Raw genomic sequence first — 24,895 nt, forward strand, 5'->3', positions numbered from 1 at the left:
AGGTGCGCCTTCGTCACCTTGTCGCTCGTCTTCCCCTGCGCCGCCTTCAGCTCCGCGTCGAGGGCGCGCAGCTCCGCGCGAACGGACGGGTTGATGTCGGTGAGCTTCGGATCAAGCGTCGGCGACACGGGACGGCCAGCACCACCACCGCCGCCACCCCCACGACCGGCCGCGGCGCCTGCCGCTGCTGGGTTGAGCTTGAGATTGAGGGCCTCAACGTACGACCGCTGCAGCGAGCGGCGATACACGTCGACCTTCTCTCCCTTCGCCAGCTCACCAAAGAGTCCGTGGCGCGTATCCTCAAGCAGATCAATAATCGAGTAGCCGGTGCTCTTGTTGCCACCGTCATACTCGGCCACGCGCGCGAGTCGTGCATTCTGGAGCAGCGAGTTTAGAATGGCCGACTGCGCCGACACAATGCGGGCCACCGCGCCCGACGGCTCGATACGACGGAGGATGGCGTCGTCGAGGAAGAACGTCGGCGTGGCGAACGCGTTCTCGCCGAGGAACTTCACCGCGCCCTGCTGACGGGCCTTGCTCACCGGCGTAAAGCGCGCGCCCGGCTGGCTGCCATACTTTTCCTGCGTCTCAGCGCCGCCAACAATGTTCGTCACGTGCGTGAGTTCGGTGCGCCACTGACCAATCAGGCGCCCGTACAGGTCGTTCAGGTCGTCCGACGGCTCAAGCGGCTTCACCGTCGTCGGCGCGAGGTAGGCCATTTCGCGCTTGATGTTCTTGATGCCCCAGCCTGTGGCTTTCACCGCGTCCTGGTCGCCCACAGCTTCGGTTTCGTCGCCTGGGTCAGAACCGGCCTGCCCCTGCGTGGAGAAGCGCAGCCACGGCTTGGTGTCTTGCTCACGCGCCCACTGATCGAGCGTCGCGCGCTCGGTTTCAGCGGTCATGCCAGGAATGGGCTTGTAGCCCCACATCGTCGCCCACTTGTCGTACGGTCCGATTTCCGGCGTCAGCAGTTCTACCGGAACCTTGTCTTCGGGCTGCACGAGGTAGTTGAAGCGCGAATAATCCATGAGCGTGGGGGTGTGGCCCCACTGCTTGAGGAAGCTCGCGCTGCGCAGCGAATCCACGGGATACGTGGCGCTCGCCTTCATGTTGTGCTGGAAGCCGAGCGTGTGTCCCACTTCGTGGGCGAGCACGTACTCGAGCAACCGCCCCATCAGCGAATCGGGGTACGGGAACATGCGCGCGCGCGGATCCACTGCGGCGGCCTGCGTCCAGTACCAGGTGAGCACGAGGTGCTCGACGTTGTGATAGAACTGAATGTGCGCGTTCAGGATTTCGCCCGAGCGCGGGTCGTGCACGTTGGGACCGCTGGCATTCTCGGTGGTCGAGGGGAGCCAACGCACCACGGAGTAGCGCGCATCTTCCGGCGACCAATCGGGATCGTTCGGCGCTTCCTTGGCGATAATCGCATTCTTGAAGCCCGCGGCTTCAAAAGCGGGCTGCCAATCTTCAATGGCCTTCTTGAACCAGGGCACCCACTTCTTGGGCGTCGCGGGATCGATGTAGTACACGATCGGCTTCACCGGCTCCGACATCGCCGCCGACGGATCCTTCTTCTCGAGGCGATAGCGCGTGATGAAGCACTTGGGGCTCACCTTGTTGTTGCGATCGGTGTAGTCGGTGGTGCGCATCATGAAATAGCCAACACGGTCGTCGCAATAGCGCGCCTGCATGGGCGTGTCGGGGAGACGGTGGAAGCTCCACGACATCACGATGGTGTTCGACGGATTCGTGTTCGGCGCGGCGCCACCGCGTCCAGCCGGCGTCGGGGCCGCAGCGCCACGTCCACCACCGCCGCCGGCCTGCGCGAAGGTAAGGGTGGCATACACGTTCACATTGTCGACAAACGGCGTGGCGCTCTCAATCCACGAGCGCGTGGCGTCCACGGTGCCCGGAATACGGGTGCCGGGGCCGAGTTCGGCTGGCGGTTGCGTGAAGAGGCGCGTGACGTCGATGACCATTGAGCTGTCGGCGCCGTAGGACTCGACGTTGAACACGCTCACAATCGGATTGACGTTCGCGTCCATCACGGCGCGGTATTCAATGCTCGAGGGATCGGCGATCGCTTCGTAGCTCACACTGCGGAGATACACGCGATTCTCGCGACGCTCCCAACGGAACACGCGATTGCTCACGCTCTGCCCGCCGTAGCCAGACCCAAGTACGGTCTTGGCGATTTCGGTGACCAAGAGCTGGTCCTTGCCGAGCTGATTGCGCGGAATCTCAAAGAGCAGCCGCGCGCCAATGCGGATGGTCTTGAAGAGTCCGTTGCGGCTCTTGGCTTCGCCGGTGACGACGCGGCCGTAGGGCTGCGGGTTGGCGTCGGCCAGTGCGCCGCCTGCGCCACCACCGGCAGCGCCAGCGCCGCCGGCTCGGCCGGCATTGGCGCCGCCGCGTCCACCAGCGGGCGCGTCGGGTGCTGCTGAGTCAGGGCGAGGAGTGGAGGGCGCTCCACCAGCGCGAGCGCCGGCAGGGGGCGTTGGCGTGGGAGCGGGGGCCGGGGCGGGCTGCGAGCAGCTCACCACGACAACCGCAGTCGCCAGGGAAAGTAGGGAGAGACTGCGCATGGGCGATCTCGGGTGGGTGGGAAAAACCGCCGGCACGCGGGGCGGGCCGGACGTAGGACGGGACAACTATTTAGAGAACGCAGATTCGCGTAACAGCGTTGGCGGCGTCCGGGGTTGGGAGGGGTTGGGGAGGGGGTCGAGAGGGGTTGGGGAGGAGTTGGGGATGGGTAGGTGGGACTAGCGGACTTTTCTCCATTCCCATATCGTTGTACGGGAAACCGCAAGTAACCGGGAGTGACGTGATGTTCTCAGCCGCCAAATTTGCCCGCCACCTCGTGGCCGCCGCTCCGCTCGCCGCGTTTTTTGCGCTCGCGGCGTGCAGTGCGAGCGACACGAAATACGCCGCGAAGACCGCTCCGGGCGCCACGTCCGCCGTCCATTTCGACGAAGCGGCCTGGAAGCCCCCTCGCGAAGCTGACATTCCCGCCGACTCACTCGGCAAGAGTATCCGCCGCGGACTGTATCTGGTGCGCTTCACCCCAGAGAGCCTCCCCGCTTTTGCCACATCTGCGTTGCGCTGCACCAGCTGCCATCAGGACGACGGGCTCAAGGCGAGCGCCGCACCGCTCACCGGCTCTCAGGCGCGCTTTCCCAAATACATGACGCGCAGCGGTGCGGTGATTTCGCTCGCCGACCGCGTCAACTACTGCTTCACACGCTCGCTGGCCGGCAATGCCATTCCAGTGGGCAGCCGAGAGATGGTGGACATTCTCGCCTATCTCGCTTTTATCTCGCATGACGTTCCGGTCGGCAAAAAGATCGCCGGTGCCGATGGTTTGATCTCCATGAAGGACACGCTGGTGGGCGACACCACGCGCGGACGCGCCGTGTTCGAAGGGAAGTGCATCGTCTGTCACCAGAAGGATGGCGCAGGGCTGGGTCCGATTCCGGCACTCTGGGGCCCCAAGTCGTATTCGATTGGCGCGTCCATGGCGCGCGAAGAACGCGCCGCGAGTTTTATCTCGCACAACATGCCGCAGAGCGCTCCCGGGACATTGCTGCCACAGGAAGCGTTTGACGTGGCCGCGTTTATTAACTCGCACGAACGTCCGGACTCGCCAGGCAAGGAAGGCGATTGGCCAACCGGCGGCGCGCCCGCCGATGTGCCGTATGCCACCAAGGGACATGCGCCGCACCGTCCTCCCACAAAGTTGGTGACGCGCGCGAATCCGCAGGGCGCGGTGGTGCCAAATCCGGCGAGCGTACTCACGCGAGGAGCAAAACAGTGAAGCGGCGCGACTTGCTCGCGGGCGCTGCAGGGTTGATTGGCGGTGCCGTGTTGGCTGGTGCGCCGAATGCTGCCGCAGGGCAGCAGCGCGTACCGAGCAGCACGCCCCCCGTGCTTCCACCGCCGATTCCGGACGATCCCACCAAGCTGCAAGGCGCGCCCACCTCGCAGGTGGGCACGCGCTCCACTTTCGTGACCCCAACGCGCACGCCGTACGGGGAAGTCACTGGTAGCTCGCTCACACCGTTGCAGGATCTCACCGGCACTATCACGCCGGCAGATTTGCACTTTGAACGGCACCACGCGGGCGTGCCGCGGATTGATCCGGCCAAGCACACTTTAATGATTCACGGACTCGTGAAGCGTCCGCTCGTATTTTCGGTGGCGGATGTGCAGCGTTTTCCGCAGGTCACGCGCACGTACTTCGTAGAGTGCTCGGGCAATGGTCGCGCGGCATATCGCGATCCCAAGCCTGACATGACACCGCAGAAAGTGGCCGGGCTCACCGGCAACAGTGAGTGGACGGGCGTTCCACTTCGCGTGCTCCTCGCGGAAGCGGGCGTAGAGGCGAGTGCGTCGTGGTTTCTCGCCGAGGGGGGCGACGCGTGTGTGATGACGCGTTCTATTCCGCTCGAGAAGGCAATGGACGATGCCCTCGTGGTGTGGGCGCAGAATGGCGAACCGCTACGTCCTGAGCAGGGGTTTCCGCTCCGCCTCTTGCTGCCTGGCTGGGAAGGGAACACCAACGTGAAGTGGTTGCGCCGTCTCGAACTCGGCACTCGCCCGTGGGCGACGCGTTGGGAGACGTCGAAGTACACCGATCCGCTCCCCGACGGCACGGCGCGTCAGTACAGCTTTGAAATGGACGCAAAATCCATCATCACGTCGCCGGCCTTTCCGCGCACCATCGTCAAAGGCTGGTGGCCGGTGACGGGGCTTGCGTGGAGCGGGCGCGGCGCGATTCGTCGCGTGGAAGTGAGCACGGACAACGGTCGCAGCTGGGCCGATGCCGAGTTGCACGGCACGCCGCTCGCGAAGGCGCACGTGCGGTTCACGCATCAGTGGAAGTGGGATGGCACTGAGTCGGTGCTCCTCTCTCGGGCCACGGACGACACGGGCTACGTGCAACCCACGCGTGCCGCGCTGATCAAGGTGCGCGGCCTCGGTACGGATTTCCATTTCAATCAAATCGTTGGCTGGCGCGTGGCGGCCGACGGGCACCTGTTTTTTCACGGGGAGAGCTGAGATGCCGAACTCAAATAGCGCTGCAGCGCGCGGCACATGGGTCCGGCGGCCTCACCGGAGAGGCGTGACGGCCGCGATCGGTTCGTCGCTACTGTTGGCGTTGGCAGTCCTGACGGTAGCGTCGTGCGCCGGGCGCGACACACCGGCGCGCTACGAGTTGGGTCGCGCTGCGACGCCGCAGGAGATCGCCGCGCTCGACATTGATGCCGCGCCGGACGGCCATGGGTTGCCGCCTGGCCACGGCTCCGTTGCCGAAGGCGCCGCGCTCTTTCAGCAAAAGTGTCAGCAATGCCACGGCGCCAATGGCGAGGGGATGGCGCCCGCCTTTCCGGCGCTCGTGGGGCGCGACCCCAAGGGCGAGGGTTTTGCCTTTGCCAACGACCCGAAGATCACGAAGACCATTGGCAACTACTGGCCCGAGGCCGTGACCGTCTTTGACTATGTGCGGCGCGCGATGCCTCACACCGCGCCGGGTTCGCTCAGCAACGACGAAGTGTATGCGCTCACCGCGCATTTACTCGCGGCCAATAAAGTCATCGCCGCCGATGCCACGCTCGATTCGGCGTCGTTGGTGCGCGTGAAGATGCCGTATCATGATCGCTTTGTGAAAGACAATCGGCGAGGCGGTTCGGAGCTGAAGTGATTGTCGTTGGCGCGTACGTCCCATTCCTCAGGAGATCAGCATGACAAGTCCCGTAGCGCACGCGCCGCCGATGGCGGCCACTGCTGGAAAAGGAATCCCCTCGTGGGCACGGCTCGGCGTCATTTTTGGCGTGGTGAGCGCGGCATCGATTGCGCTCTGGGCGCCGATCGGTGTGAGCGGCACGTATCCGCGGTTCATTGGCGCCATTCTGCGCCGCGTGACGCCGGAGTATGCGGCCGCGAATCCGTATCTCGTGAAGATGGGCTCGCTGCTCAAGCCCGAAACTTTTCTGGTGATCGGCCTGCTGATCGGCGGCTTTTTGGCGTCGCGCATGAATCGCGAAGCCTCGCCTGAAACGGAGATGGTGCACGCTGGCGAAAAGACGGTGTCGGCGCGTTATCGCGACGCTTTTCTGGGCGGCTTCCTGATCATCTTTGGGGCGCGCATCGCGGGCGGGTGCACGAGCGGCCACATCATCTCAGGCATTACCCAACTCTCGGTGAGCGGACTGATCTTTGCGGCCGGCGTCTTTGCCAGCGGCATTTTCACGGCGAAGATGCTCAACGCCGGAGGGCGCTAACATGGACCGCATCTATGCATTGCTCGTGGGCCTTGCGATGGGCGCGTTGATTCAGCGCGTGCGCGCGTCGAGCCCAGGGATGATCGCGCGTAATCTGCGCCTCGAGAATCTCTCGATCATCAAGTTCATGGCGACCACCATCGCCATTGGTACGATTCTCGTGTATCTGCTCAATCTCGTGACGCCAATGCACTTCGACATCAAGCCGACGTACGTCGTAGGCGTGCTCGTGGGCGGGCTGGTGTTTGGTGTGGGCTTTGGGGTGGGCGGCTACTGCCCCGGCACCTGCGTGGTGGGCATTGGCGAAGGGCGTCGCGATGCGATCTGGTCCATCGTGGGCGGCGTGGTGGGAGCGCTGGCTTTTACGCTCACCTTCACCACGATTGTCGCACCGATGAACAAGCTTATGGACTTCGGGAAGATCACGTTGGCCGACGTGCTGCACGCGCCCGCCGTGGCCGTGGCCGTGGTGCTGGGGATTGTGTTCCTTGGCATTGTGGCGTTGCTCCCGACGGAACCCGGCGCCAAGGCGAAGAGCTGAGATCCCGAATGCCAGACGCGATGAGCGGCAAGCGGGTTCCATCCCGCGAGTTGTTCGACCTGGTCGCCGGGCACTTTCGAGTGCTCGGCGAGCCGGCGCGGCTTGAGCTCTTGCACACGCTCGCCGATGGAGAACGGTCGGCCGCCTCGTTACTGGCGGAGACGAAAATTTCGCAGGCCAATTTGTCGAAGCATATGACGGTGCTTTGCCAGGCGGGTTTTGTGATCCGCCGCCGCGAAGGACCGTACGTGCATTACCAGCTGGCCGATGCGCGCGTCCTTTCGCTGTGCGAGCTGATGTGCGATCGCCTAGAGTCCGACGCGATCTCTGCGCAGGAAATGATCGCGGCGCGGATGCTTCACGAGGGCTAATCGTGAAGCCTCCGCGCGGGACGCTAGAAGGTGAAGCGGCGCCCGACGATCATCTTGAGGATGTTCTTGTCGCCGCTTCCGGAAAGCTGAAAGCCGAATCCGGCGTTGAACTCCCAGTCTTCGCTGAGGTAGAGATCGATCGTCGGGTAGAGCATGTGCTGCTGCTCATTTGACGGCGCCATCCGACCGATCGTGCCGGTGGAGGCGTAGTACTCAAAGCCAAACGCTGCTTTTTCCGTTGGCTTCCACGACACTTTGCCCGACGGCTCAAACTCCATCGCCCGGTAGCCCTTTCCAGCGGCGTCGCCCTTGAGGGCCCAGCCGATCGTGGGATTAAAGGCCCAGTAAAAGTTGCCGATGGTCTGATCCACAATCGGCCGCAGTTCCACTCCCCACTCGGCTTCGTCGAACTTCCGCTGCGTCGGGCCCACTTCGGCGGAGAGGCTCAGTCCAACCGGGAGCTTCCACTCCTCGGGCACGCGAATGCGCGGGCGGATATGCGAGCCCACCACCTGCAAGCCGTCGCCGGCGCGCGCGTTGGCAAACACGTAAAAGCCCACTTCAAAGATCTCGCTAAAGCCGTGCGTGATCTCGAGCGTCTCGTGAAAGGCTTGGTGCGTGGGGAGGACGCCGTTTTCAATCTTCGAACGGCCAGTACCCGTGAAGTTGCTGTGCAACTCAAAGAGCGTCGCGCCCTTTGGGGCCGTTTCCGAGGGGTAAATCTGGATTTCGTAGTTGGCTTGCGCTGCGAGCGGCGCCGCGAAAAGCAGAGAGGCGAGGAGGATGCGTTTCATATGTGTGATTAACGCAGGTGCCGACGGAAATGTTCGCGTCCGCTACAGTTAGAACCAGTATCCCACGCGAATGAGTGTCGACCGTTCGCCGCTCTGGCTGAAGCCTTGCTCCAAGCGGATGGGGCCCAGCGGGGTGGTGGCTTCGAACCCGGCGCGCAGCCCAGTGAGGATGACGCCGTTGACGGTGCCCGGATATTTCCGCAGGACGCCGTAGCCCTGGCTGACTTCGCCGGCCATCAGCTCGACCCGCCAGCGCAGGAACTCGTTGATCGAACTACGAACCAAGATGCTGCTAAAGAGCTCTTGGGAGCCGAGGAGTTCCCCAATACGAAAGCCAGCAAAACCGTCGGGGCCGGCGAGCGAGAAGAGGAAGTTTGCCGGCATTCGGTGCGCCCATCCCGCGCGCAGTCGGAGGCGCACGTCGGTGTCGGCATCCCCCCATTGCGACGAGAGGTCGAGCGCCACGCGCTGGTAATCGTTGAGCGCCGTGATGTCGACAGTGCTCCCCATTTCGTACTCGCTCCGCGCGCGGAGCAGGCGCGCACGTACGCCTACGGCGCCGCGTGGCTCTTTCGCGGTCTCACGCCAGAAGCGCGATTCGAGACCAATCTCGTAACGCCACGCGCCTGGTGTCGGGTCTTCGCGTAAACCGAAGAACGCTTGGATCTGTCGGTTTTCCACGCCGGCTAGTTCTGTCTTGCCGTAGAAGCTGCGCACGCTCTCGTGCATCACCGAGAGTTCCCACGCCAGCGGAAGCGATCGGGTGCCGACCTGCGCGCGTCGCCGTACAAAGGCGGTGAGATCCTGTGCGTATGTGCCGACGCGCATGAGCAGCGAGCCCTCGGCGTTGCCGTCCCAGAGCGAGCGATTCACGCCGCCGAGCCAGAGTCGGCCAGACATGAACTGATCGTAGGCGATGCCGAGCCCGAACGCTTTTTGCGGTGCGGGTTGTAGCGCCGGTTGGAAGGCCACGGAATCGCCGGAGCCGGTGGGGCCGAGCCAGAGCGAGCGATAGCGCTCAGATTTTCCGATAGTGAGCAGGCCGTTCTGGAGCCGCGCGAGGGGCACGCCGCCGCCACTCACAAGCCCGAGGTCGGCCGTTACCGCGCCTTTGTCCACGGCGTCGCCGCCGGTAACCGAAAAGGTCGTGGTGACGTGGGGCAACGGCCGTTGGCGCGCTTCGCCCAGTGGGTTGACGCACGTGGCTTTGGCGAACGCCTCACGTGACGACGCGCGCCCCATTGCAATGAGCGAGTCGCCGGCACGACGCGTGAAGTCGAGGTTCGCCATTTTCTGCGTGGGACTCACAATCATCACATCGCCCACCGCGGGAATGAGCGCATCCTCGCGGAAGAGCGAACTCATGAGCGAGATCCACAGCTGCACTGGATCTTCGAGCGCGGAGGCTTCGGGGGCGCCGTACGGGAGCGTGGAAACCCACACGCGCTGCGCGCCTAACTCACGCGCAACAGAGAACGGCACGTTGTCGGCGAGTCCACCGTCGGTGAGCCAACGGTTGCCGTCCTGCACCGGTCGAAACACCAGCGGCAGTGCCGCACTGGCACGTACGGCGCGGCCGAGGTCACCAGACGAAAGGACGACGGGGTCGCGTGTCGCGAGATCGGCGGCGACGGCGCGGAAGGGAATGGGGAGCGAGTCAAACGAGCCCCGCGCAATGAGATTGCCGCGCAACATCATCGCTGACACGAGCGCGTTCACCTCGCCTTCGCGCACCGCCCCGCTCTGCAGCACGTAGCCCGACTGCCCGAGTTCCCACACCGCCACGGGGCGCACCACGCCGAGTGAGGCGGAGACGCTGGGCTCATAGCGGCGAATCACCCGCTCAATGGGGAGCACGCGCATCACGCTGTCCACTTCGTGCGCCGAGTAGCCGGAGGCGTAGAGGCCTCCCATAATCGCGCCAATACTGGTGCCAACAATCAGGTCGGGTTTGATGCCGAGGCTGTCGAGGGTCTGCAGCACACCGATGTGGGCAAACCCTTTGGCGCCGCCACCCGCCAGCACGAGTGCGGTCTTGGCGGGCACGCACGCGTTGACCTGCGCGCGCGCGGCCGAGGCGAGCGAACTCGCCAGCAGGAGGGAGGTGACGATGCGGCGCACCCCCTAAACATAGTATGTTATCCGTCGATGCCACGCGATTATACCGGAACCCTCGTGACGCCACAGAGTGCCGCCGTGTACGACACGGCGGCGTCGTCGACGATGTGGGCGGTGGTCTTCGCGGGAGGTATTGGCTCGCGCTTTTGGCCGCTGAGCACGCCGGCGCGCCCGAAGCCGCTCCTCGCGCTGGTGAGTGGCAGTCCCTTGCTGGCCGACACGGTGGGACGCCTCCAGCCGCTCATTCCACCCGAGCGTGTGCTGATTGCCACGAGCCGAGACATTGCGCCAGCTATTCGTTCGGTGGTGCAGGAGGTGCCGGAGGCCAATGTCTTAATTGAGCCACGCCCTCTTGGAACGGCGGCGGCGCTCGCGTGGGCCGCGCAGGAAGTGGCACGCCGTGCAGGCCCAGAGACGCTACTGTGCGCGGTCCATGCCGATCTCGCCATCGGGTTTCCGGGGGCGTTCCGCGAGGGGATACGGCGCGCGGCGTCTATCGCGCAGAGTGACGACGCGCTTGTGGCCCTCGGCGTGCGGGCCACGCGGGCCGAACCACAGTTTGGCTATCACGTGCCGGGTGCGCTGCTCGATGCCGATGCGCCGTTCGCTGCGGCTGGCGCGCGTCCTGTGGCGTCGTTTGTGGAGAAGCCGTCGGAACAAGAAGCGCGTGCGCTCGTGGGTGACGATGCGCTCTGGCACAGCGGTGTGGTGATGGGGAGCGCCAAGCGGTTTCTCAGTGAACTCCGTGACTGCACGCCCGAGATTGCGCCCGGGCTTCCGGCGCTCGCGGCGGGCGACTTGCCGTTATTCGTGCAGGCGATTCGCTCCGTTGGGCTAGAACGCGGACTGTTGGAGCGCACCGAGCGCATGCTGGTGCTCCCCTGTGACTGCGGCTGGGACGACGTGGGCACGTGGGCGAGCCTGCGGCGTGCGCGCGAGCTCGACGACGACGGGAACGGTGCGCTTGGGGAGGTGTCGTTCGTGGACGCCACCGGGAACGTCGTGCACGCGGAGCGCGGGAGCGTGGTGATGTACGGCGTGTCGCAACTGTTGGTGGTGTCACTCAACGGGCTGACGTTTGTGACGACGCTGGAGCGGGCGAATGACCTCAAGCCGATGCTCGACGCGCTCCCCGGCAGTATGCGGATAAACCCTAGCGGGCAGAGCGTACATTAATTTATTATGAATGCGCGTCCGGCCAGTCTGGGCTCGGCCTCGGACGTTCACCCGACCTGACACGAGGGTTGCATTCATGGTTTCGTTGAGACCGCTCTTCGCCGCCGCTCTGGTGTTCGGGCTTTCTGCCACCGTCAGCGCGCAGCAAGCCGCGCCGCCCACCGCACCGAGCGACAGCGCCAAGGCCAAGTTGCCGAGCGTGACTGTCACCGCGAGCCGCTCTGGACTGCCGCTTTTTTCCACGCCGCTGGCGGTGACCACCGTCTCCCGTGAAGAGTGGGCCGGCCGCAGTGGCTTCGGCCTCAACGACGCGCTCGCGCATGTGCCAGGGGTCTTGGCCCAGTCGCGCTCCGGCAGTGGCGACATTCGTCTCACGATTCGCGGCTTTGGCGCGCGCGGGGCGGGCGATCGCTCCAATGCGGGGACCGCGCGCGGTGTGCGCATTCTCCTCAATGGCATTCCCGAGACCGAGCCCGACGGTCGCACGTCGTTCGACGGCGTGGACCTCGCGGCCGTTTCCAAAATCGAAGTCGTGCGCTCCAACGCATCGGCCCTCTGGGGCAATGCGGCGGGTGGCGTGATCAATATCAATACCGTGCCGGAGTACAGCTCCCCGTTTGCCGACGCTGAGACGGTGATTGGTGGCGACGGACTCAAGCGGTTTGCGGTGAAGGGCGGCACACTCGCGGGCGCTGCACGTCTGTTCGGCACGTTCGTGAACTCGGGGTACGACGGGTGGCGTCCGAACTCGCAGGCCACGCGTGCTTTGTTCGATGGCGGAGTAATGGCGCCCCTCGGCGATCGCACGACGTTCGGCGCGTTGCTGATGGTGACGCACAACAAGTTCAACATTCCCGGCCCACTCACGCAGGCGCAGGTCGACGCAAACCCACAACAGGCCAACGCGACCTATCTCACTCGGCTCGAGCGTCGCGACAACGTCATCGGCCGGCTCGGGCTCACGCTCAACCACACGATCGACGAGACGCAGGGCTTTAGCACGATGCTCTTCGTGGCGCCCAAGTATCTGCAGCGGTCAGAGCGCGGGACGTACCGCGATTTCAATCGCTATCACGTGGGCGGAAACGCCGTGTATCACGCGACGGGCACCTTGAGCAACGATCTCAAGGGGACGTTCTCGGCCGGCACTGACCTGGCGTACCAGGACGGCACGATTCTGTTCTACGGTCTGACGCCTGCCGGTGGCCGTGCCACCGACCTCCGCGACAACAAACGCGAAGGCGCGAACAACTTTGGGGTGTTCGTGAATGAAGACCTCGCGGTCGGGGCTGATTGGGCGGTGAGCGTCGGTGCGCGCTACGACGCGGCGACCTATACCTATAACAGCAACATTACGCCCCAGCTGAACACCACGAAGAGCTTCACCGGCGTCACGCCTAAGATCGGGCTCACCTACAAGGTGAATCCCACGCACAGCTGGTATGTGAGCGTTGGCGGAGGCTTTGAAGTGCCGGCGGGGAACGAGACGGACCCCTCCAGCACCTTTGGGCAGGACACCGTCACGGCTATCAATCCGCTGCTGGAGCCGGTGCGGTCCACGACCTACGAATTTGGCACGCGGCACGTGCTCGGCCTGGGCGGGGCGTTCTTGCAGGAACTCTCGTACGATGCCGCCGTGTTCCTGACCAGTATGTCCAACGAAATCGTACCGTACCGAGGCGGACGGTTCTATTTCACCGCCGGCAAGGCGCAGCGCACGGGTGCAGAGTTGGGGCTGACGCTGCGCGCGGCGGGCGGGCTGTCGCTTGAGAGCGCGGTGACATTGATGAACGCGGAGTACAAGACGTACCTCGTGGACTCCGTGCACTACGGCAAGCCGGGCAAGTTCGCCAACTACAGTGGGAATAAAGTGGTCGGGGTTCCCGACGCGATGGTCCACGTGACGCTCGGCTGGCTTCCCGAGGGATTGGGCGGCCTGCGGTTCCAGCTCGGCACGCAGCAGACGAGCGGCTACTTCCTCGACGATGCCAACACGGTGCGGGTGCCGTCTGAGTTGGTTTTTGATATCGGCATTGTCGCGACGACGCCATTCGACCTCGGCAACGGGTTGGGGGTGCGCGGTGCCGTCCGCGTGCAGAATCTGACGGACAAGCGGTATATCGGGTCGGCATTTCTGAATCCGGATGTCGTCAATGGTGTGCCGGTGGCATATGAGCCCGGGTTGCCGAGGCAGTTACTGCTGTCGCTGTCGTTTGAGCGGTTGAGGTAGCGGTTGATGGCGCGGTGCCGTTCATCGTATTATTTAGAAGGCTACCTGCGACGCGCTTCTTTGGACGGCACCTCAACACTTCATGTCACCGAACTCGACTTTTTTCTACCGCATGACCGACGGCATTCGCGTGACCGTCCGTCCTGTGTATCTGCCTGAACAGTCGATTCCGGAGCAGCAGCAGTTTGTGTTTGCGTATTTTGTGCGCGTGGAGAACACGGCGACGCAGTCGGTGCAGCTGCTCTCGCGCCGCTGGCGCATTCACGACTCAATTGGCGAAGACACCGAAGTGGCGGGAGACGGCGTGGTGGGCGAACAGCCGTTGCTCATCCCAGGCGCGGTGCACGAGTATCAGAGCTTCTGTGTGCTCAAGTCCGCCAATGGGCACATGGAGGGCGAGTATCGCTTTGTGCGCGCCGACTCCACGCGTTTTGATGCCGCCATTCCGCGCTTCACACTCGCCGCTGGCGAGTGGCAGAACTCGTCGAGTTAGTCGAGCGGTCGGCCGCCGTGACGGCGTGCCTCGCGTTTAGCGCATCGCGGCTGGTTTCTTTGAGCGGGCCATGCGGAGCAGTAAGGACAGCGCGAAGAGCACCGAAATCACAAGGACGAGCGCGCTGACGAACTTCACGCTGCGCGCGATGGCGGTGTCCTGCTTCAATCGTCCCGCGTGTGCCAGCAGATAGTGCCAGTCGTGACCCGCGCCGTCCTCTGAAAAGCTGAGCAGGTCAAGGTCTTGGGCGCGTGCGTCGGCAATGTACGGGGCGAGATTCGCGAAGCTCGAGGCCAGCCAGGTGCCGCACGCGGCTACGCCGAACCAGTCCTGCGCCGTCACGGCGAGCGCCGCCGCCGCGCCAATCGGTACAAGCAACTGCATCAGGCTGCCGCCGGCCACCGTCAGCCACTCGCCGCCGAAGGAGAAGAAGAGGTGCCCGAACTCGTGCGCGCCAAAGTTGATGCCGCCAAAGAGATTCGGGCCCATCGGGTCCTGCAGACAGCGCACGGCCTGCCAGACGAACAGCACTAGGATCAGGGCGCGCCAATGCCAGGCGCGTCCTTCGCACCAGTCGTCCATGCGCTGGCCTAGTGGGATGCCGTCGGAGTCTTCGCTCACCACGCTAAAATCGCTGGCCGCGCACGGTGGCGCCAGACGGCCCGCCGCACAGGTGCCGATGTCGCGCCCGTGGGGTATCATATTCCTCAACCTGTGAACTATTCAAGCTCCGTAGAGGTTTGTAATTCTCGGTGCGGGTCGCGCGGGTTTTGTGATCCACCGCACAGACACGGTGTTCCGGTAGTGGGCTTTCCTCTGACCTCCGAATATTCTTCCTAGCGTGAATCGCCTCTGGTGGACGGTGCTCCTCCTCGCCGCGTGCGAGAGTTCGAGCAAGACGGTCGAGCCGAACCCGGTCAAGTCGATCGACGTAACACTGTCGGCGGCGCAGGCCGTCGCGGGGGCGACGGTGCAGGCGACCGCCGTCATCAAAGACGCGGCGGGTGCGATTCTTACGGATCGCCGGCCGACGTGGACTTCTGTTTTTCCGACCGTCGCGACGGTGGATAACAACGGACTCGTCACCACGCTGGCGGCTGGGCAGGCCACCATCCGTGCCTCGGCGGGCGGTGTGAGCGCCGACGTGACGTTGCTCATTGTAAATCCACGCGCTGCGTCCATTCGCCTTGTGCGCGACGCCGAAACCGTGTTCATCCCCGGCGGCGCATTGCAGCTGCTTGCGCTGGTCAAAGATTCCAGCGGCGTTGCCATCGCCAATCCGACGATTGCCTGGCAGTCCACGCAGCCGCTGATCGCATCGGTGAGTGCGCTCGGTCTGGTGACCCCGCTCGCCGTGGGCACCACCACCGTTCGGGCAACAGTCGATGGCAATACGGCCAGCGCGGTCATCACCGTGAAGGCGACGGTTGCGGCGAGTTCTCCAATCATTACGACCGTGGGACCGTCCACAACGCTACGCCCCGGCGGTAGCTACACACTTACGGGCTCAAACTTCTCGGCCACCGCGTCGGCAAATGCGGTGGTCGTGGATGGCGTGGCGGCGACAGTCACCTCTGCGACCACAACGCAACTTGGGATCACGCTGCCGACGTCAGGCTTTGCGTGCGAGCCTTCGCGCACGGTGTACGTGCAGGTGTCGACAGCCGGCCAGTTGGGTATTGCCCCCGTGACGCTTCAGGTGGCCAACCTGCGCACGCTCGCCGTGGGGCAGAGTGTGGTGATCACGAATGCCGCGGAAGTGCGCTGCAATGAACTCGCGCTGGCCAGTGGTCGCTATGCGATTAGTGTGTACAACGCGTCACGACAGGCGGTGTCGTCGTCGGCGCCTGGCAATGTGTTTGTGCAGGTGCGTGGTGCGGTGCCTGCTGTGAGTGCCGCCACGGCGGCAACGACAGCTTCCGCGATCACGAGCACTACGAGCACTGTCGCGCAGCGGGCGACCGTCGACGGTGCGACTGCGATGTCTGGTGCAGCAGTCGCGGCGCGCCCACTCACCCGTGCCTGGGATGGCGCTGTCCCGCGCATTGGCGGTACGGCCTTTGATCGCGACGAGGAAGTCCGTCGGCTGCGCGTGGCCGATGTCACCCACGAGCGACTGCTCGAGCGCAATGCGGATTTTATGCGCGCCAACGGTGCGGCCATTCGCGCCGCGCTCGCTCGACCGCGTGCGAACACGGTGGCGGCGGCCACCTCCGGGCCGACCATCGGTACGCTCGGCGCCATCACGCCGCTCAAACTGCCCAATCTCGACGCGACCAACTTCTGCGTGACAAACGTGCCAATGAATGTCCGCACGGCATACGTGGGGACGCACGCCATCATTGTTGAGGACACGGCCACCGTGGCCAATGGCCTGCCGACACTCGCGGGGAAGATGGACGCGGATTACGCCACGCTCGGGCAAGAGTTCGACAACGTGATGTGGCCGATTCTCACGGCGAACTTTGGCAACCCGCTGGCGATGGACGCCAAGCTGAGCAGCACGGGCAAGGTCGTGATGGTGTTTACGCCCAAGGTGAACGCGCTCCTCTTTGGCACCATGCTGGGATTTGTGGTGAACTGCGACTTCGACGCCTCGCAGCCGTCGAGCAACGTTGGCGAGTTCTTTTATGCTGTGGCGCCCACCAGCACGGACCCCGGCTACACCAGTCGCCCCGACTCGCGCAAGCAATGGTTGCGGCTCATGCGCGGGACGGTGCTGCACGAAGTGAAGCACGTCACCGCGTACGCGGAACGGCTGTCGCGGCCTAACTACTCGCTCGAAGAAACGGGATGGGAAGAAGGCACCGCGCGCTCGGCGGAAGAGTTCTTGGCACGCACGTACTACGGCACGGCGGCGAAGCAGAACACGGCGTACGCTGCCTCGCTCGGCTGCGATCTACAGTACAAGATTGCCGGGCCTTGTGCAGATCGCCCGATACTCATGCTGCGGCATCTCGACCAGCTCTACGCCTTTGGCGCCATCACCGAAATCGGGTCGCCGCTCGGGCGCACCTTCTCCGGCGACGGCACCTTCTACGCTACGGCGTGGTCTATGCTACGCTGGGCGAATGATCACTTCGCCGCGTCCGAAGGACAGTTCTTCAAAGACTTCACGGCGAATGCGACCATCGGTGTGCCGAACTTTGAAGCGCGCACGGGGCGCGCCTGGGAAGAATCGCTCGGCGAATGGTCGCTGGCGCTCTTCCTCGATGACTATCCGTCGTTCACGCCTGCCAACGCGCGGCTCAAGTTCCCGTCGTGGAATCTGCGCAACATGTGGCTCGGGATGTGTTCCGACCTCGGCCCCTGCACGAGTCCCACCACGCCGTCGCAGTTGTATCCGTCGAGCAATCCGTGGTCCACGCACGCCGGCGGGTTTGGCAACTTCACCACAGATCTCTCCTTGGCGGGCGGTTCGTTCTCCATCTTTGAGCTCTTTGGCAACTCAGCGGCGAGTCAGTTGATTGAGGTGCGCTCGCCGGCCGGCACCGATCCGCCAAATACGATTCGCGTGGCCATCGTACGGTTGCCGTAGCAAACAGGGGCGCTCTCCATTGAGAGCGCCCCTGTTTGCTGTGAATCGCGGCCGTCGGAAGAAAATGGCCGAGTGCGCGTCGAGTTGACGCGCGATGCTGCGGTTACGATTCCCGCAACGCCGCCATCGGAGTTTCGCGAAACACGTCCCGTCCCGTCAGGAAGCCGATGCCCACCGCCAGTGCCATCATGGCAAACGCAATCAGCAGGGCAGGCAGCACGGCGGGCGCGAATGTTCCCTTGAAGACAAAAGTGATCAGCGCCCACGCACCGCCAAACGAGAGCACCATCCCAGCCAACGCGCCGAGTGCGCCGAGCAGGAGATACTCGGAGAGGAGGATACGCCCAATCTGCGCGCGCGTGGCGCCCAGTGTCTTGAGCAGCACGCCTTCGCGCAACCGATCTCGGCGCGTGGCGGCCACGGCACTGAATAGCACCGGCACGCCCATCGCCATGCTGAACAATGTGAGGAAGCGCACGGCCATCGATACCTTGGTCACGATCTGCGCGACGGTGCGTCGCACGAGGGAGAGATCCAAGCTCGAAATGTTCGGATAGCGCGTGACCGTCAGCCGCTGAATTCGCGCAATCGTCGTGTCGCTCGGCACGGCAACTATGGTCGCGAACTGTTTGGGCGCCTGCTCGAGCGCCTTGGGCGCGAGTACGGCAAAGAAGTTGGGCTCAAAGCGGCCCCAGTCCACCTCGCGGAGGCTCGTGAGGCGCGTGCGAATGCGCACCCCTTGCACGTCCCACGTGATGATGTCGCCGAGCGTCACCTTCAGTTGGCCCGCCACGTCCTGCTCGAGTGAGACTTCGGAGATGGAGTCTGGCAGTGTCGTGCGCCCGAGCCAGACGCCACTGATGAGTTTTTCCGTGGCGACCATCGTGTCGCGGTAGGTAGAGCGGTACTCGCGACGCAGTGACCAGTGGTTGCCTTGGAGTCCGTGTGATTTGGCCCACGCGCCGGGATCCTGACCATTGAGCGCCGCGACTTTCATGGTGACAATGGGGGCGTAGCCAATCGCGTGCTGCCCTGTGCTGGCGAGAATGGAATCGACGCCGGCGCGCTGGTCTTCCTGAATGTCGAACATGATCAGGTTGCCTTTGGACCGCTCGGCGGTGATGTCAAATTGTTTGAGCAAGTTCGACTGCACCAGAAAGAGCGTGCTCACCAGAAACGCACCAAAGCCGAGTGCGAGCACCACCGACCGTGTTTGATTGGCGGGGCGGTAGAGGTTGGCCACGCCTTGGCGCACCACGTACGGCCAGCGCGCTGTGACCATGCGTCGTGCCAGCCAGGCCAGCGCGGACGCGCTCAGCCACAGCACGAGCATCGACGCCGCGATGCCAGCAGCAAACAGCGCACCGCGCGGCCACGACCCGGCGCGCTGCACGGAGAGAAATAGCACGCCGGCCACGAGCGTGATGTTGACCAGATGCGTGGGAATGTCGGTGAGCCGCGCTTTGTCGAGTGCGGCGGCGTCGCGACGGAGTGCCTGCAGCGGCGAGACGCGTCGCACCACGAGCAAGGGCCGCAACGCGAACACCAACGCCACGCCCACGCCAATGGCGAGTCCGAGTGCAATGGCCCGCCAGTCGAGCGTGACGCGCACATCCACCGGAAGAAAATCTTGAATCGCGAGCGGAAGGAGGAACTGAATGACCACGCCCAGCGCCGTGCCTAGCGCCGCGCCCAATAAGCCCATGACGGTCGCTTGCAGCACGTAAATCGCCAGCACTTGTCCGCTGGTGGCGCCGAGGCAGCGCAGCACCGCTACCGTGTCGATTTTGCGCGTGACGAACGCATGTACACCACTTGCTACGCCAATGCCGCCGAGCAAAAGCGCAATCAGCCCCACGATGCCAAGGAAGTCGGCGAGCCGGCCGATGTCTTGGGTGAGGTTTTGTTCGCGCTGCGTGACGGTGGTGACGCGCACATTTTCTTTTTGGAATCGCGGCCGGAGCGGTGCGACCCACTTGGCACTCACCGTGGTGGGCGAGAGCTTGACGAGCACGTCGTAGCTCGCGCGGCTGCCAAAGCCCAAGAGTTGTGTTTCGGGAATGAAGCGCGCAGGGATGTACACGCGCGGCCCGATGGCTGCGGCTACGCCTGGGTCTCCCGGCACGCTGGTGACGGTGCCGAGGATCTCAAACTTGGCGTAGCCCACATTGAGCGTGTCGCCAATCTGTGCGTCGAGCGTAATGAGCAGCCCGGGATCCACCAGCGCGTAGGCGCCGCTATGCAATCGCCCCCACGCGGCAGCTGGCGACGACTCCACCGTGCCATAGAGCGGCCAGTTGGCGGTAATGCCTTTGATCTGCACCAAGCGCGTGCCGCCACTGCGCGGTGCCATGGCCATAGAGCCGAAGGTCACCACGCGAGCGACGGGCGTGCCGCGCGTTTCGATGGAGTCGATGGCCTTGAGCAGCGGATCGGGGAAGCGCTGGTTGGCCGAAAAACTGACGTCGCCGCCGAGGATGCTGCGCGACTGCTCGCGAATGGAGCTTTGCACGTTGCTCGCAAACGAATCGATGGCTACGAGCGCGGCCACGCCGAGCGAGATGGACGACATGTAGAGCAGCAGTCGGCGGCGCGCCGTGCGGCTTTCGCGCCAGGCGAGGCTGAAGATGGCGGACCAGCGTCTCACCGTGCGTCTCCGACGGTCGCGGGCGCGGCGTGCACCGTGCCGGTGGCGCGATCTTCAACGACGTCGCCGTCTTTGAGGCGGATGACACGGCTCGTGCGTTCGGCGAGCGCCGTGTCGTGCGTGACGAGCACGACCGTGGAACCGGACGATTGGTTGAGCGCTTCAAGTAGGGCGACGATGCGTTCGCCGGTAGCACCGTCGAGGTTGCCGGTGGGTTCGTCGGCAAAGAGAATGCGGGGCTGGTTCACGAAGGCGCGGGCAATGGCCACGCGCTGTTGTTCGCCGCCGGAGAGCTGCGTGGGAAAGTGCCCAGTGCGGTCGCCCAGCCCCACGCGGTGTAGCAGGTCGCGCGCCCGCTCGGCGGCGTCGGTATCCCCGCGCAGTTCGAGCGGAACTTGTACATTTTCTAGGGCAGTAAGCGTCGGAATCAGTTGAAAGCTCTGAAAGATGAATCCGACTTTTTCGCCACGCAGTTTGGCGCGGTCATCTTCCGAGAGGCGGGTGATGTCCACGCCGTCGAGGGTCACGGCGCCGCCGCTCGGGGTATCGAGTCCGGCGAGGAGGCCGAGGAGAGTGGTTTTGCCACTCCCCGACGGCCCGACGATGGCGACAAACTCGCCCTGCGGGATGGAGAAGGTGACGTGCTTGAGCACGGCAAGGCGGCTCTCGCCGCTTTGATATTCTTTGGTGAGGTCAGTGGCCGTGAGCATTCGAAAGATCGGAGAGAAGAGCGGCAAGCGGGCGTGGATCGCGGTCGCGGTCGGCGCACTGGCCTTGGGGGGCTGCGGAAAGCGGAGTGATGCCCCTGAATCGAAGGCCTCGGGGCGCGTTGGGGTTCCCGTGGAATCAACTACGGTGCCGACCACTGGGGCAACGGTGGGTGCGGGTGGGGCGGGGAGCACGCCCAGCCCGAATGGGGCGTTACCAACTGCGTCCTCGGAAGCGGCGACTGCGGTCCCTACGGGGCGTCGCCGCGTTTTGATTCTCGGCACCAGCCTCACTGCTGGATACGGCCTCGACAACCCGCAGCGCGACGCCTACCCGGCGGTGTTGCAGCAGATTGCCGACTCTCTCGGGGTGGCCGCCGAGGTGATTGGAGCCGGGTTGTCTGGTGAGACGTCGGCTGGCGCGCTGCGTCGCGCCGATTGGGTGCTCAACCAGCCGGTGGACCTGTTTGTGCTTGAGACGGGCGCGAATGACGGGCTCCGCGGGTTGAACCCAGATTCCACGGCAGCGAATCTGCGCGCAATTATCGCGAAGGTGCGCACGTCGCATCCGGCGGCGCGTATTGCGCTGGTGCAGATGGAAGCACCGACGAATATGGGCGCGGCGTATACGCGGAGTTTTCACGCCGTGTTTGGGGCGGTTGCTGCGCAGGAGAAGGTGACGTTACTGCCCTTCTTGCTTGCGGGCGTGGCCGGCGATAAGGCGCTGAATCAGGGGGATGGGATTCATCCTACGCCGGAGGGTGCGCGGCGGGCGGCGCGGAATCTGTGGCCTATGTTACGCACACTCATCGCGACGCGTTGAACGCTGAAAGGTGGTACTAGCGGACTGTAATGGAGTGCGACAGAATAGCCCCCATACAGCGATTCCGTTCCCTTGTCCCCCGGGCAAGGTCCACCAGTTCCGGCACCGTCACTCAGTGCCGAGATTCGACGCGAGGTATGCATGCTCGGACGAAGAATGTGTCGGTTGGGGCTCTTGTTGTTGCTCAGTATTGCTGGGCACAGCGCGAGTGCCCAAAGCGGTGCAACGATTACAGGTACGGTGCGAGATTCCGCGACGAAGGCCGCAGTGCCTGGCGCGCAGGTCTTTGTGCAAGGCGCGGCGGGAGTCGCGGCCATCGGAGGAGTGACGAACTCGTCCGGCGTGTACCGCATCACCGGCGTCCCAGCAGGCGAAGCAGCAATCCGGGTGCGTTTGCTGGGCTACAATCTTGCCCAGCGCACGGCGACGCTCACGAGTGGTCAAGTGAGCGTGGTTGATTTTGTGCTGGCGGCATCGAGTGCGCGCCTCGACCAGGTGGTCGTGACCGGAACCCCGGGTGGCACCCAGATGCGCGCCATCGGCAACGTCGTCGAAACAATCAAGACGTCGGATATCACCAACACGGTTCCGACGGCCAATCTTGGCGAAGTGCTGGGCGGTCGTACGCCGGGCGTCACCATTTTGCCGTCCACAGGGCAAGTGGGCACCGGCGCGCAGATCCGTATTCGCGGACTGAGCAGCCTCTCGCTCTCAAACGACCCGATTATCTACATCGACGGTGTGCGTGCGAACGCTGACGTCTCGCGCGGCACCACGCAGCGCGGCGGCGCGGGCGCAAGCCGACTCAATGACATCAATCCCGAGTCCATCCAGAGCATTGAAGTGATCAAGGGACCGGCTGCCGCAACGCTCTATGGCACCGAAGCCTCGAACGGCGTGATCCAGATCATCACCAAGCGCGGCGCCACAGGAAAAGCCTCGTGGGATTTTTCCACACGCGCCGGCAATAGCTGGATTCGCAATCCCTCAGAGCGTTCGGGGTTGCTGTACGGGAAGGACGCGGGCGGAAACCTCGTCAACTTCAATCTGTGGGATCACGAAATCGCCTCTGGTCATCCGGCCGTCTTCGGTACGGGACTGGGGCAGGGCTACAACATCAGCGTACGCGGCGGCACCGACGCGGCGCGGTATTTCAATACGATCGGCTGGGATGACGACGGTGGCGTGGTCGCGTGGAACTGGAGCCGCAAGCTGTCGCTGCGATCCAACCTCGATCTGCTCCTGACGGACAAGCTCAAAATCTCGACGAGTGCGTCGTACATTCGCTCGCGCATCCGACTCGTGCAGGGGTCGCTCTCGATCGATCCGTTCAGCAATCTGATGTGGGGTTCTCCGCTCACGCAGAACCTGGCGCAGCGCGGCTTCAGTACGGCGCCGCCAGAAGTCGAAAAAACGGTGGCGGACCGCGCCGATAACGACCGCACCACGTTCAGTATTACGACCAACTACTTCCCGACGACCTGGTTCACGCATCGGCTCGTGCTGGGTATGGACAACAACGCCGAGAACAACTCGCTGTTGTATCCGCGCGATCCGCTCGGCAGCCTGAGCTTGTTCGGGTCGCTCGGCACTGGGAGTAAGCGTGTGGAGCGCGCCGCCTCGAACTACCTGACGCTCGACTACTCTGGCGTCGCGAAGTACTCGCGTGGCGAGAACCTCCAGTTCAAAACGGCCGTCGGCTTTCAGTACTACCGGCGAGAAATAAGCACGATCTCGGCGACGGGCACAAACTTCCCGGCGATTCCGATCACGACCGTCAGCGGTGGCGCCACGCTCACGGGCTCGGAAGACTACCTCGCGAACGCCACGCTCGGTTTGTATGTGGAACAGCAAGCGGCGTGGAACAACCGCGTATTCGTGACGGCGGCCGTCCGCGGCGACGACAACAGCGCGTTCGGTAAGCACTTCAAGGCGGCGTACTATCCCAAGCTGAGCGGCGCGTGGGTGATCAGCGAAGAACCGTTCTGGGGGAAGGTGCAGTACGTGAAGGAGCTGCGTTTGCGTGCGGCCTGGGGCGCGGCTGGGACGCAGCCCGGTACGTTCGATGCGGCGCGGCTCTACAATCCCGACGTCGGATACAAAGATCAGCCGTCGCTCGTGCCGTCCTCGTACGGCAATCCGGAACTCAAGCCGGAGCGCAGCGAAGAACTCGAAGGTGGTTTTGAAGCGTCGTTGTTCAATGGCAAGCTCGACGTGGCGTACAGCCACTATGCGCGTAACGTCAAGGACGCGATCGTCAACATGCCGTTGCCGCCATCGGTTGGCTTCCCGGGTTCACAGATTGTGAACGTCGGTGCCGTCAAAGGGTGGGGCGACGAACTCAGCGCCACGTACCACGTCATTGAACGCCAGAACTTCGGTTGGGACATCGGCGGTCAGTATTCGGTGAATGGCAACCGCATCGACAATCTCGGCGGGTTGGCCTTTATCACCGTCGGACAGGGCGGCATGGCGCAGAACCGCGTCGGCTTCTCCATCGGCGATATTTTCATGTACAAGATTCTGTCGGCCAAGATCGACGCCACGGGCGCCGTCACGGAATCCATTTGTGACGGTGGCACCGGGAAGGCCGGGCTCGAACAGGGTGGCGCGCCGATGCCGTGCGCACAGGCGCCCCGTGTGTAGTGGGGCCATTCGCAACCGACCTGGACGGCGGGGCTCAACTCCACGTTCACGTTCTTCAAGTCGTTGCGTCTGTTTGTGCAGGTCGATGGCAACGGTGGCAACTACATGGATGACACCGAAATTCGCGCCCTTCACAATCTCGGGTTGACGAAGGCCGTCATTCTCCGCAACGATCCAATGTTGCAGGCGTATCGCGCCATCGAAGCGGATGCCGTCGGTACTTATAAGGCCGGATTCCTCAAGGTGCGTGAATTGTCGGCGACGTATTCGTTCGACAAGCGCGTGCTGAGCCACATTGGGGCCAGCGCCGGCTCGATCAGTCTGGCGGGTCGCAACCTTATGACACTCTGGACGGCCGCCAATGGGTGGAACACCTCCCGCGACGGCATGGTGATGGTGCCCATCGCTGGCATGCACGTATGGGACGTCGAGACACGCCCGGTGGGCCAGATCTCGAACGGCTTCCAGACGATCATGCCGCCGGTGACGTCGGCGACGTTCACCATTCGGCTTTCCTACTAACAGCG

At 63.9% G+C, this 24,895-nt stretch carries 19 protein-coding genes; 13 read left to right on the top strand and 6 right to left on the bottom strand.

The annotated features are described in order from the left end of the window. Positions 1-2,588: zinc-dependent metalloprotease (locus NTZ43_00200; GenBank protein MCX5765638.1), on the bottom strand; the 2,588-nt coding region annotated here is incomplete at its 3' end. A gap of 242 nt (positions 2,589-2,830) precedes the next feature. Between NTZ43_00200 and NTZ43_00205 the strand changes: the two genes are divergently transcribed. The 6 genes from NTZ43_00205 to NTZ43_00230 all read left to right on the top strand — a co-directional run bounded on the left by NTZ43_00205 (position 2,831) and on the right by NTZ43_00230 (position 7,196). Then, a complete protein-coding gene (locus NTZ43_00205) occupies positions 2,831-3,817 on the top strand; it encodes a c-type cytochrome (protein MCX5765639.1) in 987 nt (328 codons plus the stop codon). Next, positions 3,814-5,061 (top strand): sulfite dehydrogenase, encoded by a 1,248-nt coding sequence (soxC, locus tag NTZ43_00210; GenBank protein MCX5765640.1) that lies wholly within the window; start codon positions 3,814-3,816, stop codon positions 5,059-5,061. Before NTZ43_00205 ends, soxC begins: the two co-directional genes overlap by 4 nt. 64 nt (positions 5,062-5,125) lie before the next feature. Then, positions 5,126-5,704: a cytochrome c gene (locus tag NTZ43_00215; protein MCX5765641.1), complete on the top strand. Its 579-nt coding sequence runs from the start codon at positions 5,126-5,128 to the stop codon at positions 5,702-5,704. 40 nt (positions 5,705-5,744) lie between these two features. Beyond that, positions 5,745-6,284 (top strand): YeeE/YedE thiosulfate transporter family protein, encoded by a 540-nt coding sequence (locus NTZ43_00220; protein ID MCX5765642.1) that lies wholly within the window; start codon positions 5,745-5,747, stop codon positions 6,282-6,284. Between the two features lies 1 nt (position 6,285). Continuing rightward, entirely contained in the window at positions 6,286-6,825 is a 540-nt protein-coding gene (locus NTZ43_00225) for a YeeE/YedE thiosulfate transporter family protein (protein ID MCX5765643.1), read from the top strand. Positions 6,826-6,833: 8 nt separating this feature from the next. Then, on the top strand, positions 6,834-7,196 hold the full coding sequence (locus NTZ43_00230; protein MCX5765644.1) for a metalloregulator ArsR/SmtB family transcription factor: 363 nt from the start codon (positions 6,834-6,836) through the stop codon (positions 7,194-7,196). A gap of 23 nt (positions 7,197-7,219) precedes the next feature. On the opposite strand, the gene NTZ43_00235 is transcribed toward NTZ43_00230, so the two are convergent. Together NTZ43_00235 and NTZ43_00240 are read right to left on the bottom strand one after the other, a co-directional pair. Continuing rightward, positions 7,220-7,990 (bottom strand): hypothetical protein, encoded by a 771-nt coding sequence (locus tag NTZ43_00235; protein MCX5765645.1) that lies wholly within the window; start codon positions 7,988-7,990, stop codon positions 7,220-7,222. 48 nt (positions 7,991-8,038) lie between these two features. After that, positions 8,039-10,111, bottom strand: a complete 2,073-nt coding sequence (locus NTZ43_00240; protein ID MCX5765646.1) for a patatin-like phospholipase family protein — start codon at positions 10,109-10,111, stop codon at positions 8,039-8,041. A 54-nt stretch (positions 10,112-10,165) separates the two neighbouring features. Here NTZ43_00240 and NTZ43_00245 point away from each other — a divergent pair, with 54 nt between their 5' ends. The 3 genes from NTZ43_00245 to apaG all read left to right on the top strand — a co-directional run bounded on the left by NTZ43_00245 (position 10,166) and on the right by apaG (position 14,007). Beyond that, entirely contained in the window at positions 10,166-11,284 is a 1,119-nt protein-coding gene (locus NTZ43_00245; protein MCX5765647.1) for a sugar phosphate nucleotidyltransferase, read from the top strand. 76 nt (positions 11,285-11,360) lie between these two features. Further along, complete coding sequence (locus NTZ43_00250; GenBank protein MCX5765648.1) at positions 11,361-13,514, top strand: TonB-dependent receptor; 2,154 nt, start codon at positions 11,361-11,363, stop codon at positions 13,512-13,514. Positions 13,515-13,626: 112 nt separating this feature from the next. Further along, positions 13,627-14,007: a Co2+/Mg2+ efflux protein ApaG gene (gene apaG, locus NTZ43_00255; protein MCX5765649.1), complete on the top strand. Its 381-nt coding sequence runs from the start codon at positions 13,627-13,629 to the stop codon at positions 14,005-14,007. A 36-nt stretch (positions 14,008-14,043) separates the two neighbouring features. Here the strand turns inward: apaG and NTZ43_00260 are convergent, their stop codons facing one another. Continuing rightward, positions 14,044-14,709 carry a hypothetical protein gene (locus NTZ43_00260; GenBank protein MCX5765650.1) on the bottom strand — a complete coding sequence of 222 codons (666 nt, stop codon included), beginning with the start codon at positions 14,707-14,709 and terminating at the stop codon, positions 14,044-14,046. Between the two features lie 139 nt (positions 14,710-14,848). Here NTZ43_00260 and NTZ43_00265 point away from each other — a divergent pair, with 139 nt between their 5' ends. Further along, complete coding sequence (locus NTZ43_00265; GenBank protein ID MCX5765651.1) at positions 14,849-17,545, top strand: Ig-like domain-containing protein; 2,697 nt, start codon at positions 14,849-14,851, stop codon at positions 17,543-17,545. Positions 17,546-17,648: 103 nt separating this feature from the next. Here NTZ43_00265 and NTZ43_00270 read toward each other — a convergent pair whose 3' ends face one another. Continuing rightward, positions 17,649-20,192 (bottom strand): ABC transporter permease, encoded by a 2,544-nt coding sequence (locus tag NTZ43_00270; GenBank protein MCX5765652.1) that lies wholly within the window; start codon positions 20,190-20,192, stop codon positions 17,649-17,651. Continuing rightward, entirely contained in the window at positions 20,189-20,902 is a 714-nt protein-coding gene (locus NTZ43_00275) for an ABC transporter ATP-binding protein (GenBank protein MCX5765653.1), read from the bottom strand. Before NTZ43_00275 ends, NTZ43_00270 begins: the two co-directional genes overlap by 4 nt. Here NTZ43_00275 and NTZ43_00280 point away from each other — a divergent pair. From NTZ43_00280 to NTZ43_00290, 3 genes are all read left to right on the top strand, one after another. After that, a complete protein-coding gene (locus NTZ43_00280; GenBank protein MCX5765654.1) occupies positions 20,895-21,722 on the top strand; it encodes an arylesterase in 828 nt (275 codons plus the stop codon). The two genes, NTZ43_00275 and NTZ43_00280, sit on opposite strands and share 8 nt — an antisense overlap. A 156-nt stretch (positions 21,723-21,878) precedes the next feature. After that, positions 21,879-24,368, top strand: coding sequence for a TonB-dependent receptor (locus NTZ43_00285; GenBank protein ID MCX5765655.1), 2,490 nt, complete (start codon positions 21,879-21,881; stop codon positions 24,366-24,368). A 63-nt stretch (positions 24,369-24,431) separates the two neighbouring features. Beyond that, positions 24,432-24,890: a hypothetical protein gene (locus NTZ43_00290; GenBank protein MCX5765656.1), complete on the top strand. Its 459-nt coding sequence runs from the start codon at positions 24,432-24,434 to the stop codon at positions 24,888-24,890. The last annotated feature ends 5 nt before the right edge of the window (positions 24,891-24,895 follow it).

The sequence above is a fragment of the Gemmatimonadota bacterium genome, assembly GCA_026387915.1.
Taxonomy (GTDB): Bacteria; Gemmatimonadota; Gemmatimonadetes; order Gemmatimonadales; family Gemmatimonadaceae; genus Fen-1231.

Coding starts and splice junctions, on each gene's coding strand:
- NTZ43_00260 (MCX5765650.1), bottom strand. CDS start 14,709: ATGATACCCCACGGGCGCGACATCGGCACCTGTGCGGCGGGCCGTCTG.
- NTZ43_00275 (MCX5765653.1), bottom strand. CDS start 20,902: ATGCTCACGGCCACTGACCTCACCAAAGAATATCAAAGCGGCGAGAGC.
- NTZ43_00250 (MCX5765648.1), top strand. CDS start 11,361: ATGGTTTCGTTGAGACCGCTCTTCGCCGCCGCTCTGGTGTTCGGGCTT.
- apaG (MCX5765649.1), top strand. CDS start 13,627: ATGACCGACGGCATTCGCGTGACCGTCCGTCCTGTGTATCTGCCTGAA.
- NTZ43_00225 (MCX5765643.1), top strand. CDS start 6,286: ATGGACCGCATCTATGCATTGCTCGTGGGCCTTGCGATGGGCGCGTTG.
- NTZ43_00220 (MCX5765642.1), top strand. CDS start 5,745: ATGACAAGTCCCGTAGCGCACGCGCCGCCGATGGCGGCCACTGCTGGA.
- NTZ43_00230 (MCX5765644.1), top strand. CDS start 6,834: ATGCCAGACGCGATGAGCGGCAAGCGGGTTCCATCCCGCGAGTTGTTC.
- NTZ43_00205 (MCX5765639.1), top strand. CDS start 2,831: ATGTTCTCAGCCGCCAAATTTGCCCGCCACCTCGTGGCCGCCGCTCCG.
- NTZ43_00235 (MCX5765645.1), bottom strand. CDS start 7,990: ATGAAACGCATCCTCCTCGCCTCTCTGCTTTTCGCGGCGCCGCTCGCA.
- NTZ43_00285 (MCX5765655.1), top strand. CDS start 21,879: ATGTGTCGGTTGGGGCTCTTGTTGTTGCTCAGTATTGCTGGGCACAGC.